General features: G+C 42.7%; 9 protein-coding genes. 4 read left to right on the top strand and 5 right to left on the bottom strand.

The genetic code is table 11. The features are described from left to right. Nucleotides 1-29: 29 nt before the first annotated feature. Nucleotides 30-2,408, top strand: a complete 2,379-nt coding sequence (locus R2S08_RS22620) for a hypothetical protein (protein WP_316837275.1) — start codon at nt 30-32, stop codon at nt 2,406-2,408. A 46-nt stretch (nt 2,409-2,454) separates the two neighbouring features. Here R2S08_RS22620 and R2S08_RS22625 read toward each other — a convergent pair whose 3' ends face one another. Beyond that, nucleotides 2,455-3,261, bottom strand: coding sequence for a hypothetical protein (locus R2S08_RS22625; protein WP_316837276.1), 807 nt, complete (start codon nt 3,259-3,261; stop codon nt 2,455-2,457). A gap of 536 nt (nt 3,262-3,797) precedes the next feature. On the opposite strand from R2S08_RS22625, the gene R2S08_RS22630 reads away from it, so the two are divergent. Both R2S08_RS22630 and R2S08_RS22635 read left to right on the top strand, forming a co-directional pair. After that, nucleotides 3,798-4,604 (top strand): carbon-nitrogen hydrolase family protein, encoded by an 807-nt coding sequence (locus R2S08_RS22630; protein ID WP_316837277.1) that lies wholly within the window; start codon nt 3,798-3,800, stop codon nt 4,602-4,604. A gap of 290 nt (nt 4,605-4,894) precedes the next feature. Continuing rightward, nucleotides 4,895-6,145, top strand: a complete 1,251-nt coding sequence (locus R2S08_RS22635) for a hypothetical protein (protein ID WP_316837278.1) — start codon at nt 4,895-4,897, stop codon at nt 6,143-6,145. Nucleotides 6,146-6,391: 246 nt separating this feature from the next. Here the strand turns inward: R2S08_RS22635 and R2S08_RS22640 are convergent, their stop codons facing one another. The 4 genes from R2S08_RS22640 to R2S08_RS22655 form a co-directional block, all read right to left on the bottom strand. Beyond that, the gene (locus R2S08_RS22640) at nt 6,392-8,077 is read right to left on the bottom strand and encodes a sodium:solute symporter family protein (protein WP_316837279.1); all 1,686 of its coding nucleotides are present in this window, start codon (nt 8,075-8,077) and stop codon (nt 6,392-6,394) included. Nucleotides 8,078-8,113: 36 nt separating this feature from the next. Further along, nucleotides 8,114-10,396 carry an FAD-dependent oxidoreductase gene (locus R2S08_RS22645; protein ID WP_316837280.1) on the bottom strand — a complete coding sequence of 761 codons (2,283 nt, stop codon included), beginning with the start codon at nt 10,394-10,396 and terminating at the stop codon, nt 8,114-8,116. Between the two features lie 111 nt (nt 10,397-10,507). Next, on the bottom strand, nt 10,508-12,604 hold the full coding sequence (locus tag R2S08_RS22650) for a RagB/SusD family nutrient uptake outer membrane protein (protein WP_316837281.1): 2,097 nt from the start codon (nt 12,602-12,604) through the stop codon (nt 10,508-10,510). Nucleotides 12,605-12,625: 21 nt separating this feature from the next. After that, nucleotides 12,626-15,859 carry a TonB-dependent receptor gene (locus R2S08_RS22655; protein WP_316837282.1) on the bottom strand — a complete coding sequence of 1,078 codons (3,234 nt, stop codon included), beginning with the start codon at nt 15,857-15,859 and terminating at the stop codon, nt 12,626-12,628. Between the two features lie 215 nt (nt 15,860-16,074). On the opposite strand from R2S08_RS22655, the gene R2S08_RS22660 reads away from it, so the two are divergent. Then, a complete protein-coding gene (locus R2S08_RS22660) occupies nt 16,075-17,088 on the top strand; it encodes a LacI family DNA-binding transcriptional regulator (protein WP_316837283.1) in 1,014 nt (337 codons plus the stop codon). The last annotated feature ends 69 nt before the right edge of the window (nt 17,089-17,157 follow it).

Here is a 17,157-nt window from a genome sequence, read left to right on the forward strand (position 1 = left end):
ACCTAGGGAAATATAATTTATAAAAATAAATGAAGAAATTACTTACAGTTACCATGGCATTGATCACTTTTTTAGTGATCAATGCCTATCCAGTATCCATAAAACACCCCGGCGGGGATAAATTTGCCCGTCCCCTTAAAAATAACAGCATCAGTAATCAGCTTTTAACAGTAACCTATAATTCAGCATTAAAAGCGTTTGAAGTAACGGCTCAATCTGCTCAAAAGGCATTCCTGAAAAATATGATTCCAAACGGCGTGATCGAAACTGTTGAACAGAAAACAGTAGTTAGTGCTGCTTTTGGTAGAGGGACTGCACTATTGGTCCGTACAGCTGAGGGGAATTTATTTTCGTTTGCATTATATTCTAAGCAACCTTTTTTATTTGTAAGCCACACTGTCAAAAACGGAGGCAGTACAAATATTGATATTCCAAAACTTAATCCTGTTTCCTTCTCTGTTGACCTGGGTAAACCTGCAGATCAGTTGAAAACAATGGGTACGGGGGGATTGCTGGCACCCGATAAAAACCCAGGCAGCTATGTTTTTCTGACAACGGTTGATCCCAGCTCTCGTCATGGGGTAGTTGCAGGTTGGATCACCAATGAGAAAGGTAGCGGGGTTTTGTTTTCAAACATAGAAAATGGTTTGGTCAATATAAAAACGCAAATAGATTATGGACATTTTCTGTTGCCTGCCGGAAGAAATGAAGAAGTCGAAACACTGGCAATTGGCTATTTTAACGATGCGCGTTTAGGTGAAGAACAATTTGCAGATGCTATTGCAAAACAACAGAACATTAAGATGAAGGCCCGCAGTGCGGTATATTGCACATGGTATTCAGAAAAAAACGGAGGGGCGGGCAGTGAAGCCTCCAACATTGAACTGGCAAAGTTTATTGAAGAGAAAAACCTAAAATCCTTTGGATTAGGCGTGATTCAGATAGATGACGAATGGCAGGCAGGTGGTAGCTACAACGGACCCCGTCGTGGTTTTGATCGTGTAGACCCAAAAGGAGGTTATCCCAATGGGATGTCTGCTTCTACCAAAGCGGTTAAAGCTGCCGGTTTGGAGAATGGAATATGGTGGATGCCTTTTGCCCGGAACTTTCAAGATCCTGAATACAAAGATCGCCAACACTGGTTTGCAAAGCGTACAAATGGCAAGCCTTTCGATACGAAATGGGGGGCAACATCTCTTGACCTGACCCAACCGGAAGTGCAAACTCATATTGCGGAGCTTGCTAAAACAATGAAAAACTGGGGGTATAATTATTTCAAAATGGATGGCCTTTATACTGGGACGGTCACCAACCTGGTTTACATTAATGATGGGTACAAAAATGACAGTATTGGCAATGCTGAACCCTTGTTCAACCCACTTAAAACACAAATCGAAGCTTTTAGGGATGGGTTGAGAATTTTAAGGAAAGCCGTTGGCCAGGATGTGTTTTTTTCGGGATGCAGTGCAAGCCAGAACATGCGTTCCTTTGGAGCCTCTATGGGCCTGGTTAACTCCATGCGGATCGGGCCTGATTTTAACCACGATGGGCAAACCATACGCACAGGTGCCATACGTGCTTCAAGACTTTATTTTTTGAATGGGAAAGTATGGTGGAATGATCCTGATCCATCAATGTTGAGGGAAAAGGGTTTGTCTACAGCAGATCCAGGTGCCGGTGGAATTGGCAGTTTGACCAGGGCCCGTTTGCTGCCTTCGTTTGTTGCGATCACGAGCCAATTTTTTCTCAGCAGCGATTGGCTTCCTGATTTGCCGGAGGAACGCCTGGAGATTATGAAACGTTGTATGGCTTCTCACAATGGTATAGCCCGGCCTGTTGATCTGTTTGATAAATTTTTACCATCTATCTGGCGTGCAACTGATAAAAAAACAGGTACTGAACGAAATGTAATTGGCTTATTTAATTGGGAAACTACTACTCATAAAATAAGCACCACGTTGGACTGGGCAGGATTGAGTAGTGAAAAAACGTACTATGCTTTTGATTTTTGGGCGAATAAGCCAATGACTACTATCTCCAATGCCATCTCGGAAGAGCTACCTGCCGAATCGTGTCAAATGATTGCTGTCCGTGCCAGGGCCAATCATCCGGTGGTCGTTTCTACTTCCCAGCATGTTACCCAGGGGATGATTGACCTGCTTAAGGAAGAATGGAAAGACGGAGTTTTATCGGGTACATCCAAAATAATTGCTGGAGATGCCTATGAACTGCGTATCGCGGGTATCAATGATGGTGCAGCCTGGAAGTTAGACAAAGTAAAAATAATTGGTGATGCAAAAAATGTAACGATAGAGGCTTTACCTCAAGCAGAAAAGGGATGGTTAAGGGTGGTTATTAAAAGCAAAGAAAACCAGATGATTAACTGGCAGCTTGTTTTTAGAAAATAAAATCTCTTGGAACCAGATCAATGGCGTTTGGTTCCAATAAAAACATTTACAAGGTTAGATTAAAAATAGGGCTCCATGGAGAGGCTATGGTCTTGTTTCCAATTCTTACCGGTGGAGGAAGGACAAATGTTCCCGGGCTGATCACAGCACCAATAATTCCCGCAGGATTAAAAGCCTTACTGTTGAACGTAGTTCTGATGGAATTGTGTACGGAAAAGTATTTTAGTCCTATCCCGGCAATACATAAACAGCCCTGTGGAACTTCAAAATCAAATTGTCTGGCTGGAACTGTGGTTTCAATTTTGCTAATCTCCAGGGTTTGGAAAGCAGATGGCTTTCGCAGGCATTGTTCCAGAGAGGTAAAACTGACGATGACCATCAATGTGCAGATATTGGCGGCCAGGGGAAATTTTAACTGGGCAGGGATTTCAATTTCAGGCAGGCTTATGGTTAGAATATTTCCATTCAGCTGCATTTCAGGGCTTACCCAAAGGCTGTTGATCAGCGGAGATTTAATGTTGAATTCAAAACCGGCAAGCCGGCTGAAACTGTCTTCTGAAAAATTAAATTTTTGGGTTTCCGGATCGTAGCATTGTCTCAGTACCGCTTTTATCGGGGTATTGAAGCGGTTTACCATTTCACCGTCCTGATTGGAACTGATGATGAGGTTCAGTTCATGCCGAAGCGCAGAAGCTAAAATACTGCCTTTTCCAAAGAGACTTGATTCTTGCTTTGTTGCCTTGGTTTGTTTATATTTACGAGGTGCACTTTGCACAATCGGGCCTTTTTTACCTTTTCGAAGTACAATGTTGCCAACCAGGCCTCTGATCTGTTTTCCATCAAATTTTCCCATATTTTCTTTAGTTTAAGTTGATATCTGGTTCATGTTATGTTCAGTATTGATTTAGTATGCTTGCGGAATGACAGGATCTTCTTAGCGCCATGAGTGCGCCTTTTTACTGAAAAAAGGCGCACTCATGGCGCACTCATTGCGTACTCATGGCGCAAGCATACCAAAGGAATATAGAGCCATTACCTAACCGTTTGGCTCCTCATTCTCAGGGTTTTTATGCTTAAGTGTATTTTTGTGTTTAAATGTTAATCTAAGTTATGTATTTTATTTTAACTATTTGATGATTAGTGTTATGTGTGTTTTTGTTTTTAATTTTAAATTAATTTCAACTGACAATTTGACTGAAGTTTAGAATATAATTTCGTTTTATAGCCATGCTGTAGGGCTCGTTGCAAATAAAGTTCTGTAAAGAGGATGTTCTTCTTTAAATTTTATTGAAATACAGGGGAGGGGTTGATCCTAAGGGTTGATTTTTGAATTTTAGATAAAATGTTAGTTCTTTACTCCTTAAATTGAAATCTGTAAATCAAAATGATATGAAAGTTGCATTAGCCTCACCTCCAATCCCTAGATCTTTAAAGGAAGGTCTGTTCAATTTGGAATATTTGGTTAAAGAAGCTTACGGTCTCCATGCTGAAATCATTTGCTTTCCAGAGTCATATTTACCTGGGTACCCAGGAATGGGATACACATTGCAGGACCGAAGTCCTGAATCTTTAAAAACCGCCTTAGATGAGGTATGCGAGATCGCCCGGAAATATTCCATAGCGGTCATTGTACCGATGGACTGGCATGGTTCATCAGGTTTGCAAAACCTAGCCTTTGTCATATCGCCTGATGGTGAAATCCTTGGACATCAGACAAAAAATCAACTGGATCCGTCTGAGGACGACTTTTGGATTCCGGGTACCGAGCGACAAATATTTGAGGTAAATGGAGTAAAGTTTGGCATTACTATTTGTCATGAAGGTTTTAGATACCCTGAGTCAGTGCGATGGGCAGCACAGAATGGCGCGTCTATTGTGTTTCATCCGCACTTTACTGAAAATAGAGAAAATGGAAAGATACTTACCGAATGGGGTAGTATGGATAATCCATACTATGAAAAAGCGATGATGATGCGGTCTATTGAAAATACAATCTATTTCGCGAGTGTAAACTATGCATCGGAGTATATGGAATCAGCAACATCGATCATTAATACAGATGGAACGCTTAATGTTTATCAGGAGTACAGAAAGAGCGGGATCATCGTAGCGGAGATCGATATGAATAAGGCTACAGGACTGCTTGCTAAACGATTTAATCATCAACTGTATGATAAGTCAAACAGCAAATTATAAAACGTTCCATATGTATTTGCCCTAACGATTACAGATTTATTAGTCTGTGTATTGGTTTTTGTTCCGCTACTTCAATAAGATAAATCGACAATCCTCAGTATTTTGTAATTTTTTATTAAATATTATTCCTTTTGACTCTTTTTAATTTCTTTTTGGAATAATATTTTGTTTCTGAGGTTTTTGATAGCTAATTCAGAATATAATAGCGTCAGACCTGGTAAAGGAATAAAAGTTTATGGATTTTTAGCCTATGGATTGATTTTGAGGTCTGGATGTGAGAGGTTTGCGTCATGAAATCAGTTTTGTTTGTATTGATCATTGCAGCTTTTATTTGCGCCCACGTATCTGCTCAAAGCGTACTTAGAAAAGGGAGTATAGTTTTAGAGGGGGGTGAAAAAAAGACGGGTTGGATTAATTATAAGTCCTGGAACCGCAATCCGGTTAAAATTACGTTCAGGTCGGATTCTTTATCCAAAGAAACCAGCATATATGGGATCAAAGAGATTTTTTCTTTTGAGGTTAACGGGCTGGATTCCTACCGGAAAGCTATTGTTTTGAAAGATATTGCTCCTGTTGATTTGGGGAAGTTGTGGCCGGCAGGGCAGGATTCAGTAGTGAGGGATACGGTGCTGCTCCGGGCAATTGTTAAAGGATCGAAGATCGGGTTGTACAGTTTGGTTGACGAAAAGAACCATTTCTATGTGGAGGAATCCGGAAGTTATAAGGAATTGAACTATAGAGTGGCTTTGGATCGTTACAGTGGTTCAAGAGTAGTGAAAGAGGAGGGCTATAAAACGGAGCTAATCAGTCTGGCTATAAAGTACGGTGTTCTTAACGATTCGTTGGAAAGGGAGATGAACTCCGCTTCTTATACCGACGATAGCCTGGAGAAAATTATTCTTGCTATGAATGGCCGCGAAATTTCTTTTGTGTCGCAGAAATCTAAGCGTAATGTTTTCCGCTTTTTTGCGGGAGCCGGATTCTCTTCGGCCAAATTGGACGTAAGTGGTGAAAATACGACGTTAAATGGGATTTCTTTTAAAAATAGAACAACGTTTTTTCCGATTATAGGTGTGGATTTTAGCGGATCGAGGAATTTGCAGTATCTGATGATCAGGATAGAGCTGAGTTATAAAAGGATCAGATACTCGGGCGTTCCAATAGAGCGGCCTTATTCTACCGGTGGGTATAGTTATGATTTGAAAGGAAGCAGTATTTCGCCTTATTTGTCAATATTGTATAGTTTTTTACGAAAAGAACATTTTAGAATTTATGCGGGAGGAGGTTTAGGGATTAATATATCTTCCTATCAGCAAAATGAGCTTCAATACCATTATGGTTTCGAAGCTCCGCCTGTGCTAGTTTCTGATTATGTGGCTTTGAATAAAGCTTGGTTATCCGGTCATGTGAAAATAGGGGCATTGCTCTATGATCACTGGGATATGAGTGTTACCAAAGGGTTCTTTGGAAAGTTAAATAATAATGCCGGATATGGTTTGGATATGAATGCGCTTTCCTGTGCGCTGGGCTATAGATTTTGATCTTAGGTAACGTAAAGTATGGAAACCAAGCTAAAACATATATTACATAAGGCCCTTATGTAATATATGTGCCAGCCAGGTAATTTTGTTTTCGACTTGCGGAAACCGGGCACTAAGGACCTCTGTTTTATTCTTAAAACAATGACATAATGAGGGAAAACAGGCATTTGAAACCTTTATGTACAATGTTCAGGATTGCCAGGAAACTGATTATTTTAAAGACTTGGAGGCAAGTTCGATCATATCCTAAACCATCACCTTTCGGGATGCCCGGTAAGGAATAAGAGCACAGATTAAAATAATAGCGGAGATGCCGGCCACCATTCCAGAAGCTTTTGTGGTTAGCATACTTAAAATAAATAGCAATAAAGCAATGAAACAGAGTGAAAAGGAGATCATTTGCAGGCCAAAGCGATTTTGTTTTTTTATAGCCATTTGCTCTTCTGGATCAATAGCTATGGTGGCCTCTGCTTTACGTTTTGCATTGCTGGCCTTCATTTCAAGGTATTCTTCACTGACCTTATTTTTTGAGGCCGCAATAATCTCATAGATCAGTAAAAGCAGAAACGGTAAGCCTACACCAAGCAGCATCTCATTTGCCCTACTTAATTTGAATGCAAATAAAGCAGGACCTACAATTTTAAACAACAGGTTTGCAGACAGAGAAATCAGGGTTATGGTTAACGTTGCTTTGCCTGTTAATCTTTTACTGAACAGAGACCAGATGGGCGGTGCCAGCAGCGGGCCGCCTGTTATGGCACCAACAGTTAAGGTGAACTCTACAAGCCCTCCGATCAAAGGCACGATCAAAGCAACGACAATCATACCTATACCGATTACCCAGGATGAAGTTCTCGCGATTCTCATCAGCTTTTTATCAGAAGCGCCCGGATTGATTTTCTCTTTGTAAATGTCGTTGGTAAATACAGCTGAAACTACATTCAGTGCGGTATTGGCAGATGCCGATGTAGAGAAATACATCCCCGTTAACATTAAGCCCATCAGGCCCGCGGGCAATACTTTCTGACATACCATTAAATAAGCATTTTCGGTTTCGATACCGGAAAGGGAGGGGTTTATTGTCCTGTACAACATTGGCGGCAACATCCACAGGACCGGACTGATAATGTACAATGCCGCAAATAAATAAGCTACTTTAGAGGCAGATTTAGGGGAGTCTACACTGGTATACCGTTGGACAAATGTCCAGTTTCCCCCGATATAAAAAATATGATAAACTGCAAAGGCAGCAATAAATGTCCAGGTGTACTCGCCGTTCACTGGCTTGAAAAAATCAGCTGGGACATTTTTGATGAAATTGGGAAAACCTCCAGCCTCGTTCAATGCCAGGGGAATAATCAATAACACTGCTGCGGTAAGGATAACAAATTGCAGAATATCGGTTACCATTACAGCCCACAGGCCGCCCACCGCAGTATAAGCAATCATTAAAATCCCCAGCACGATGGTAACGGGTATCAACGGGAAATCAAGAGAACTGCCCACCAGCCGGGACACGGCATACAATACGGAACCCTTGATGAACAGAGACACGATCATGAAAATGTAAATGTAGCTCTGCTGAACCTTACCGCCAAGCCGTTCGCGTATAAATTCTGCTGCAGTAAGGTTACCCGTGGCCTTCCATTTCGGTGCGAGATAATATCCTGTTATCAGCGCACCGATACACATGGTCCATTGAATGGTAACCGCCACCCAGCCATATTTGTAAGCAATAGACCCCCAGGCGACAAATGTGCCAGAGGAAAAGAAACTCATGAATAATGATAGACCACCGATAGTCCAGGGCACCGCCTCTCCGCCGGCAAAAAAAGACTTCAGGTTGCGTCCGGTTCTGGAAAAGGAGATGCCGATGATCATGATAAATACTGAAAAAATAACAATTACTGAAGTATCAATATGTTTGTCCATTATATAATGCTGATTTATTTTGTTTAGCTATATTACTTAGTTCTCATATGCCCTGATTTCAAAAATTGAAGCAGGTGTCTGTTCCGAGGGGTGCTCCACTTCTATTCTAATAGACGAAGTGTATACTGAATCCTCGAAAATTATTTCATTCCGTGTTTGATGATTACCTGTCTTTTTATACAGTAAATGGCCAGCCTCATCATAAACCCTGTAGTTTCGTACACAAAATGGCATGATGTTTTCGGGATGGGTCATCAATACGGATTCCATGGGATGATCAAAGTCTGAATCGAAGCTAAGGACAAGTCTTTTTATTTTCTTCTTTTCGCTCCAATTTATTTTAAGTGATGGTAACTGATCATCGATATCTGCGACCCATGCATTTACACTGGTGGTTGGACGCGCAATTCCATTTTTAATGTTTGTGGCGCAAAATGCCTCAATTGCACCGTCTAGCCGCATAGCAATATTTTGTCCACCCGGACGGCGCTGCGGACACCAAAATTCAAAACTGTCCATGCCGATTCCCTCAGGAGCTTCCTGTTTGCCAAAATTGGATACTGCGGGATTCACGGTGTTGAAGAGCGATAAAATTCCAGTGATACGCCGATCTGTTCTTTGGATTTTAACGACCGGATTTTTATGGATCAGGATGAATATATATTGGTCTTCGGTTATCGAGGAATTTAGGGGTAGGGTAATTTGATTTTCTCCTACTTGTAAATCAAAATCAAAATGGGCAATTGTTTCATCTGGGGTATAATTTCCCAGTTTGGAAGAAATTCTGATCTCCGTTTCTAAAGTAGTCGCCGTTTCAGCGAATGCTTTAAAGTGAATTTCTGGAAGAATACCCGCTTTAAAGGGCAACATTTGGGCCACCGCAATATCCAGTAGTTGCAGGTCTCCGGCTCCTGGCATTTCTGTCAACCTCAATTCACTGCTCGCAGTGACTTCTGATTGTTGTACTAAATCACTTTCTTCCCTGGCCCGAATATCCGGAATATACTGTCCCGATGCAATCAGCTTTTGTTGCAGGTATTTGATCTTGGGTTCTTCTGTTACATCCGCTGGAAGGCAGTTTTCTGTCTTGCATATAGATGCAGCCATTGCCACCGCCTGGCCAACATAAGCGCTGGTCGCCATTACCCGTGTAGAACCGAACGCAACATGAGATGTGCTGATGATACGGCCCGCTAAAAATAGATTGCTGATGTTCTTCGAATACAGGCAGCGATAAGGTATTTGATAAATACCTTTACTATGCCATTGATTACATCCGGGCAGGGCAGAGTAGATACCATCTGAAGGATGCAGGTCTACGCTCCAGCCACCAAAAGCTACCGCATCTTTGTGCTGGTGCTGTTCGATGATATCTTGCTGTATCAGCATGTAATCCCCCTCAAACCTGCGGCTTTCCCTTTTTCCGGGGATCATGCCAACCCATTCCAATGTTAGGTTTTCGGCATCTGGAAACAGGCCGGAGTTCTTAATATGATTCCAAACGCCATAGACGATTTTCCATAATTCCCATTTGATATCTTCTGTATCATGGACAGTATCCTTTCGGCCGCCATATTCTATCCACCAGAGCTTACATCCGTATTCTTTTGAGTTGAAACTCTTAAAACGGGGAATCTTTGTAATGTCATCCAAAGCGAAAGAAGGTGGGACAAACTTAACTGCTTTACCCGTATCCTTAGTGTAAAAATAGAGCGAGTGACCCAAAAGTTCACCATAGCTCTGATCGGGAGCGAACAGTTCCCCGAATTCAAGCTTATCCTCTGCGCCCATTCTGAAGGCAGCCCCGGCCAAAAAACCCACCACACCATCGCCGGATGCATCGCAAAATAGAGGAGATTTTAATAGATAAGTGGTTTGGTTCTGGCTGCAAAAGGCCTTGATAAGCTTTATTGTCGATGCATCTTGTTTTGTTGTTTCGTAAACAGCAGTGTTGAGTAGCAATGTGATATTGGGCTCGGAGCTTACTTTGTCCAGTAAGATCGCATCGAAAATAACTGGATTACCCTCCGGATTCCGGTAAGTGTTTTCTACCAGGATTTCGTCAATCACACCCCCTTCTCTCGCCCAGCGGTTGTTATTGCCCATGTGAGAGGTGGCTCCCAGGATCCAAAGCCGCACTTCACTGCTGGCATTGCCTCCCAATACGCTCCTGTCTTGTACCAGTGTTACTTTAAGTCCTGCTCTGGCCGCGGTAATGGCGCAGCAAACACCAGAAAGCCCTCCGCCAATGACGGTCAGATCAGCATTTAATGTCGTATTGATGAAATTTCGTTGATAGGTAGATTCCGCGTTTAGCATATATTAATTTTTGTTTAAAAGAATTGTTTTTTTGAAAAGGCCGTATCCATAGTTGGCCAACAGCCGCAACCTAATTATTAAATATACAATGCCTATTCTGGAGATGTCAACTCAGTATCCATCATTTTGACTGAGGTTAGGGTTGTTCAATCTTTCCGAATAGGGAATAGGCAAGAACATCACAGTATTGGTGATGTAACTATAGTTGCTCAAAGGTTGGTTGTACTGTCTGGAAAGCTGTTCACGGAGCACTTCGGGCATAATTCCCCAACGTTTCAGGTCGTACCATCGCTGGGCCTCAAAAGCGAATTCTCTCCGCCTTTCCAAACGCAACTGTTCACGGAGATTGTCCTGGGAGGAATAAGTAAGATCCGCAAGTATCGGGACCGCTGGTGAACCGGATGTTCCGCCATGCGCCCTCCTGATGAGGTTGATCTGCTCTAATGCGATGTCCATATTAGTTGAACCGCCTATTTCTATCAGTGCCTCCGCATACATCAGCAATACGTCGGAATAACGTAACCAATGGAAATCGTCAGCGTTGTCGTTATAGCCCGTGTTAATCTGATCGTTATATTTAACAACACCCAACCTATTGGTTGTAAAATTAAAGGTGACCTGTCTGCGCATATCTGCCCATTCAAATACACCCTCCGGATTAGGAGTGATGGTAAAGATCTGCCCGGGTTGAAAACCTTTTACCGAAGCGCTATAGGAAGTTGGACTATACGCCCAGTTGAAATCCGGTGCGGCCGCGCTGTTGCGAATAGAACAATAGAAAGTTGGCGCCCTGAAACCGACAGCTGTGGCCGTCGAGTTTACCGGATCCCCGGTTTGATTGTATAACATTTCGAATTTTCCGCCCATTTCGTACAATTTTACCTGGAAGCTGATATTGTTGGCGATAGTGGTTCCCGTTTTCCATCTCCAATTGCGCCATTCTATGGTAAGTACGCGGTTTGGCGCGGTACCGGTGGTAGCATACGAAGCCGCTCCGCCTGTACCGTTCAGGTTATCCATCAGCGGGCCGATTAACGGGTCTCTGACGGTACTTATATTAGGCGCTGCATTGCTGCGGTTGATGAAACTGATAAAGCCATTGCTGCTCATGTAAAATTTATCGTACCTGCTGCCGCCAAAGTTGTATGCGAAACCAATCGGCAGAGCTACCGAAATGGCATCGTCAGTTTGTACAGAAGGTACTGGAGTACCTCCTGATAATGCGCTATAAGTTGTGGTACCTGCACTAAAATAATGAGGCAAAAAATCGGAAGAAGCTGTTAATAATGAATATTGGACATAATTGTATTTCATTCTGGTATAAGCCTGCAGGTTTGAGGGAAATCCTGAAGCTCCTCTTATATAAAAGATCCGTTCTTTATCAGCCGCCTTTACGGGTATATCAGCGCTGAAGATATTGGCATAATTCGGATTTAGATCCAGGTTGTAGGTGGCCTTATTATCAATAAGTTCTTTCAGCTTATCTGCTGCCAGCTGATATTTCTGGGTATCCTTAAGCGGAAAGCCGGCCATAGTGAGGTAGACCTTGCCCAGCAGTGCTTTGGCGGCAGCTTTTGTTACCCTGCCGCCATTGGCCGAGGTGTAGCTGTAGGTGTCTTCGAGATTCTTTTCCGCATACTTAAGGTCATCCAGTATCAGTTGATATACTACTTTTGATGAGGAACGGGCGGGCTGCAAATTGTTTTTAGTAACATTTGCAGGTTCTAACATTAACGGCACATCGCCAAACAACTGTACCAATCTGAAATAATAAAATGCTCTGAAAAACTGTGCTTCTGCCCTCACACGGCGAAGCATGGGAGGACTGATTTTTGAGGAATCAGTAGCGTATAAAAGTAAATTATTTGCTCGGTCTATTACCCTGTAGGCCGCAGCCCATACTCTTCTGGTATAAGCATGCTGGGCATTGTATACTACATTTTCCAGATCAAGCCTTTCGCCGGTAACGGTTCCTTCAGGAATGGCATCATCAGAAATAATCTCCGTTGTAGTAAGCGGCCACATCTGTCCATCATTAACATCGGCCCTCATGGCCTGATAGATCCCGTTTGCTGAGGCTATGACATCGGCCTCGGTCTGGTAAAATTTGTCGCTGCTGATCTGTCCGTCGGTTTTTTCCTCCAGGAATTTCTTACATGAGGTGCAAAAAAGCAGGATGTATATCGGTATCAAAAAGATCTTTTTCATCGTTAAAATTTTAAGGAATGATTAAAAATTAGCATTCAATCCAAAACGGATTCCTCTGCCCATAGGGGTAGTACCCCCGTCTACACCGCGGGAAAGGCCCCCCTGGGTATTCACCTCAGGGTTATAACCCGAATATTTGGTAATGGTAAATGGGTTCTGAACATTTACGTAAGCTTTTAGCGAAGCTAGTTTCATCCCCTTTAACCATTTTTCGGGGAAAAGGTAGGAAAGCGTGATATCCCGGCAACGCAGATAAGAACCATCTTCAATGTAGTAATCAGTAGATTCTCTGGGATCAAGTACCGTACCGGCAACCTGTACCATCGTGGTCCGGTTATTTTGCCGGATCTTTTCAGCTTCTTCAGGGCTCATGCCGGGGGTAATGATACGGTAGCGCTTATCGAATATATCTTTTTGAATATTGTTTGTACCGGCCATCGAACTGTAGTTTATTTCATAGTAATTAAAGATCTTGTTCCCCACAGAATAACTAAAGAATGCTACCAGTTCCAGGTTTTTATAAGATAAATTGGTACTGAAGCCACCGAAAAATTTAGGAAGGGCACTGCCCAGATAACTTCTGTCTTGCTCGTTGAGGTATCCGTCATTGTTTAAGTCGGCATAGCGGCGGGTACCTTCTTTTACACCGACCTGAAAGGTGGTGGGTTTGGTAAGAATGGTTTCGTCTGTCCACACACCAATGGTTTTATAGCCGTAAAATTGTCCCACCGGCTCACCTGGCTGTATTCTAAAAAGATAGGAGCTTGCGGCCACATTCGCCACATCAAGATATTCGCCTGTTGCCCCGGCTAATTTCTCTACCCTGTTCCTGTTAAAAGCGATGTTGGCATCAACAGACCAGTTCAGGTTTTTACGGCTGATAATTTTTGCGCTTGCGGTTAACTCAATCCCCTTATTGGTAAGTGAGGCTATATTTCTTGTGTAGGTACTGTAACCCGTGGTTAGCGGTGGAGTTACATTGAAAAGTAAACCATCAGTATACTTCCTGTACACATCGGCAGTTATTGAGAAACGGTTTTTAAAGAAAGAGAGGTCTGCACCAAGGTTAACAGAAGAGGTTTTTTCCCATCTCAATTCGGGGTTGGCTAAACGATTAGGCGCAAAACCGGTATTTATGGTATTGCCAAAGATCACATTGGCTACATCCAAGGTTGAAATGGTTGAATAAGGGCTGATGGCCTGATTTCCCACCAGACCCCAGCTGCCCCTGAGTTTAAGCTCGCTGACCACATCACGTGTTTTCTTGAACCATTCTTCCTGATCTATCCTCCAGGCCCCGCTTACAGAAGGAAAAAATCCAAATCTTTCTTTGGCGGTGAATTTTGAAGAACCATCATATCTTCCAGAAGCGCTGAGATAATATTTCGTCTTATAGTTGTAAGAGCCCCGGAAAATACTTGACACCAATTGGCTTGCGCTGTAAGTGCTGTTTGGAATGCCCGGTGAATTGCCCGACTGGATAGAATTAAACGAGGTGAGGTCTGAAGTGAAACCTTCTGCTGATGCCGTTTGAGTTCTAGATACAAATTTTTCCGCAGAACCGACCAGGACTGCTGAAAAGTTATGATTGGCTCCGAAGCGTTTGTTGTAGTTTGCCTGCACCTGGTATAACACGCTGTTGTTCTGTGAATTGCCCAGACTGGCAACCCCGCGTTGTGTAGACGCTGGTACAATCATCGTAATGGGAACGTAGTTTTCCAGAAGAGCATTATAGGTGGTGATGCCCAACAGGCCACTCAGTTTTAAATCATTAGTGATGTTATAGGACAGGCCAAAATTGGCAAGTAGCTGGGAAGACGGATTGATGTTCTGAACGCCTTTTTTTCCTGAATAGCTGAGCGGATTGTTGGTAGCGGATGCGCCTAAAACAGTTTCTATGGGAAACCTCGGATTATAGTAGATTACTGCCCCTCTGTTGGGATTATAATACTGGGCGCTGCCCGTTCCATAATGGAAAGTCGGGATATAATTAAAGTCACCATCGGGATTTGTCAGGGGAGAGGTAGGTGCCCAGGAGAGCGCTTTTCCGGTCAGGGTGGATGATGGCTGTCCGTTACGTGTCGTATTGGAATAATTCGCGCTCGCCGTAAAGGTAAGTTTGGACGATAATTTTCCTTCGTAGCTGAACTTTCCGTTGTAGCGCTTTAAGGAAGTAGACGGGAGTATGCCATCCTGCAGATAATATTGTCCTGAAATATAAAATTTATTGACATGATCGCCACCAGAGATGCTGAGGTTAACATCTGAGGTAGGCGCTGTTCGTTGTAACTCCTGCTGATGGTTGTAGCTTTTAAGAGAATCAATTTCTGAGGGAAGATAAGGCTGAAGTAAAGTAGCATTAGCATAACCGAAAGCCTGTCTGTAAGCCCATGCTTCATTTACAAAAGTGGCATAATCCTTTGCCGTCAGCATTTCTATTTCCTTGGAACGGTTTACATAAGAGCGGTTGACCCCCAGGGAGATTTTCATTTTGCCGACCCTTCCCGATTTTGTAGTAACCAACACCACACCATTGGAACCACGGGCCCCGTAAATAGCCGTTGCCGCGGCATCTTTTAGGATATCAATGCTTTCTATGTCATTCGGGTTGATCATACTAAGGGGATTGGAAGTACCATAACCACTCAAATTACTGTTGCCATTGTTTAATCCACTCAGTTCCGGGCTGTACAGGGGCACACCGTCTACTACATATAATGGTTGCGTGGAAAAACTGAGTGAGCTTACACCCCGGATCTCTATGCTGACACCACCCCCGGGATCGGCGCTGTTCTCCATTACATTTACCCCTGCGGCCCTGCCGCCGATAAGCTGCTGGAAATTAGAATAGCCACCCTCTGTGTTGTTTTTTGTATCGACTTTTACCGTGGAAGTTGTTATTTCGACTTTTCTTTTACTTTCATAGCCGATGACGACCAGCTCGTCCATATTGAAATCATCGGTTTCCAATGAAACGATCAGGGGTTGGGGAATATTTGCGATGGTATACTCTTTTGCTTTAAAACCTATGTAGGAAACCCGCAGCTTACTGCCCGTGTTTTTATATTCGATTACAAAGCGGCCATCAGAACCAGCGGTAGCAGTTTTGTTTTCGGGGATAATCTGGATCGACGCTCCGGGTAAAGGTCTGCCTGTATTGTCGTTTATTTTCCCGGTAATTTTTTTTAGATTTTGGGACAGCACCGGGAGAGAGAGCAGCATGACACTCACCAAGGGTAAAATTTTTAATCGCATACTTCTTTGGTTTAATATTTGGTGCGGTGAAATTACAACCCGATGTCATCTGCTTTATGATAAAGCTCAGATATTCGTTTCTTGGGAACGCTCCCAATTTCGGGAACGGTCCCAAGAAACGATTAAGCACACGGAAATATTTTTTTGTCAATGTCATATCTATATTAGCAGAAATTAAACCAAATATTTACGAGAACTGCTTCTAAAATCATTTAATGAAAAAGCATCAGGTTACCATCATCGATATTGCCAATAAGCTGGGTATTTCTAAATCAACGGTTTCCAGGGCGCTAACCGATCATCCCAATGTCCATCAGCAGACCAGGGAGCGTATTTTAGAACTGGCAGATGAACTCGACTATCAGCGAAATATGTTTTCTGTGAACCTGATACGGAAATCAACGCAGACTATCGGAATTGTGGTGCCAGAGTTTCACCGTTCTTTTTTTCCGCAGATCATTGTTGAAGCACAAAAAAAAGCTAAAGAACAAGGCTATAATCTTATTATCGCGCAATCGGATGAGAATTATGAAACTGAAGTTGCCAATACAAAAGTTATGCTCGCGCAGCAGGTAGATGGGATGCTGATTTCACTGACAAAGGAAACCAATAATTTTGATCACTTAAGGCAATTTGAACGAAAGGGCATACCAATTGTTTTCTTTAACCGTGTTTGCGATCAGATTGCAGCCCCAAAAGTAATAGTTGATGATTATGAAGGCGCATATGCAGCTGTCGAACACTTAATATCGACAGGAAAAAAACGAATAGCACACCTTTCCGGCCCTGAAACTTTAACTGTCTGCAAAAACAGGAAGGCTGGATATTTTGAAGCACTCAGGAAGAACAACATCCCGAAAGATGAGGATTTAGTTTTGCATTATGATTTGAACCTGCGTAAGGTGGAAATCTATCTGAACCACTTTTTTAGCATGGAGTCTAAACCCGATGCTTTGTTCTGCATCAATGACCCAACAGCTATAGAGGTAATTAAACTGGTGAAAGCGAAAGGACTAAGAGTTCCAGAAGATCTCGCGGTCATCGGTTTTAGCAATGACATGGCATCAACGATTGTAGAACCCCAGTTAACCACTGTAGAACAGCCTATAAAGGAAATCGGAGAGATGGCAGTCACCTTACTTTTAGATCAGATTAAAAGAGATATTAAAGACTGGAAAGCACAGACGGTTATATTAAAAACAAAACTAATTATCAGAGACTCCGGCTAAAAATTCAATCAGATACCAGTGCCATTTACTCCCAGGACAGGTAAACCTTCCCTATCGATCATAATTTGA

The sequence above is a fragment of the Pedobacter nutrimenti genome, assembly GCF_032678445.1.
GTDB classification, from domain to species: domain Bacteria; phylum Bacteroidota; class Bacteroidia; order Sphingobacteriales; family Sphingobacteriaceae; genus Pedobacter; species Pedobacter nutrimenti_A.

Excerpts from the sequence above, each read along its gene's own strand:
- R2S08_RS22620 (WP_316837275.1), top strand. The coding sequence starts at position 30 with ATGAAGAAATTACTTACAGTTACCATGGCATTGATCACTTTTTTAGTG.
- R2S08_RS22625 (WP_316837276.1), bottom strand. The coding sequence starts at position 3,261 with ATGGGAAAATTTGATGGAAAACAGATCAGAGGCCTGGTTGGCAACATT.
- R2S08_RS22630 (WP_316837277.1), top strand. The coding sequence starts at position 3,798 with ATGAAAGTTGCATTAGCCTCACCTCCAATCCCTAGATCTTTAAAGGAA.
- R2S08_RS22635 (WP_316837278.1), top strand. The coding sequence starts at position 4,895 with ATGAAATCAGTTTTGTTTGTATTGATCATTGCAGCTTTTATTTGCGCC.
- R2S08_RS22640 (WP_316837279.1), bottom strand. The coding sequence starts at position 8,077 with ATGGACAAACATATTGATACTTCAGTAATTGTTATTTTTTCAGTATTT.
- R2S08_RS22645 (WP_316837280.1), bottom strand. The coding sequence starts at position 10,396 with ATGCTAAACGCGGAATCTACCTATCAACGAAATTTCATCAATACGACA.
- R2S08_RS22650 (WP_316837281.1), bottom strand. The coding sequence starts at position 12,604 with ATGAAAAAGATCTTTTTGATACCGATATACATCCTGCTTTTTTGCACC.
- R2S08_RS22655 (WP_316837282.1), bottom strand. The coding sequence starts at position 15,859 with ATGCGATTAAAAATTTTACCCTTGGTGAGTGTCATGCTGCTCTCTCTC.
- R2S08_RS22660 (WP_316837283.1), top strand. The coding sequence starts at position 16,075 with ATGAAAAAGCATCAGGTTACCATCATCGATATTGCCAATAAGCTGGGT.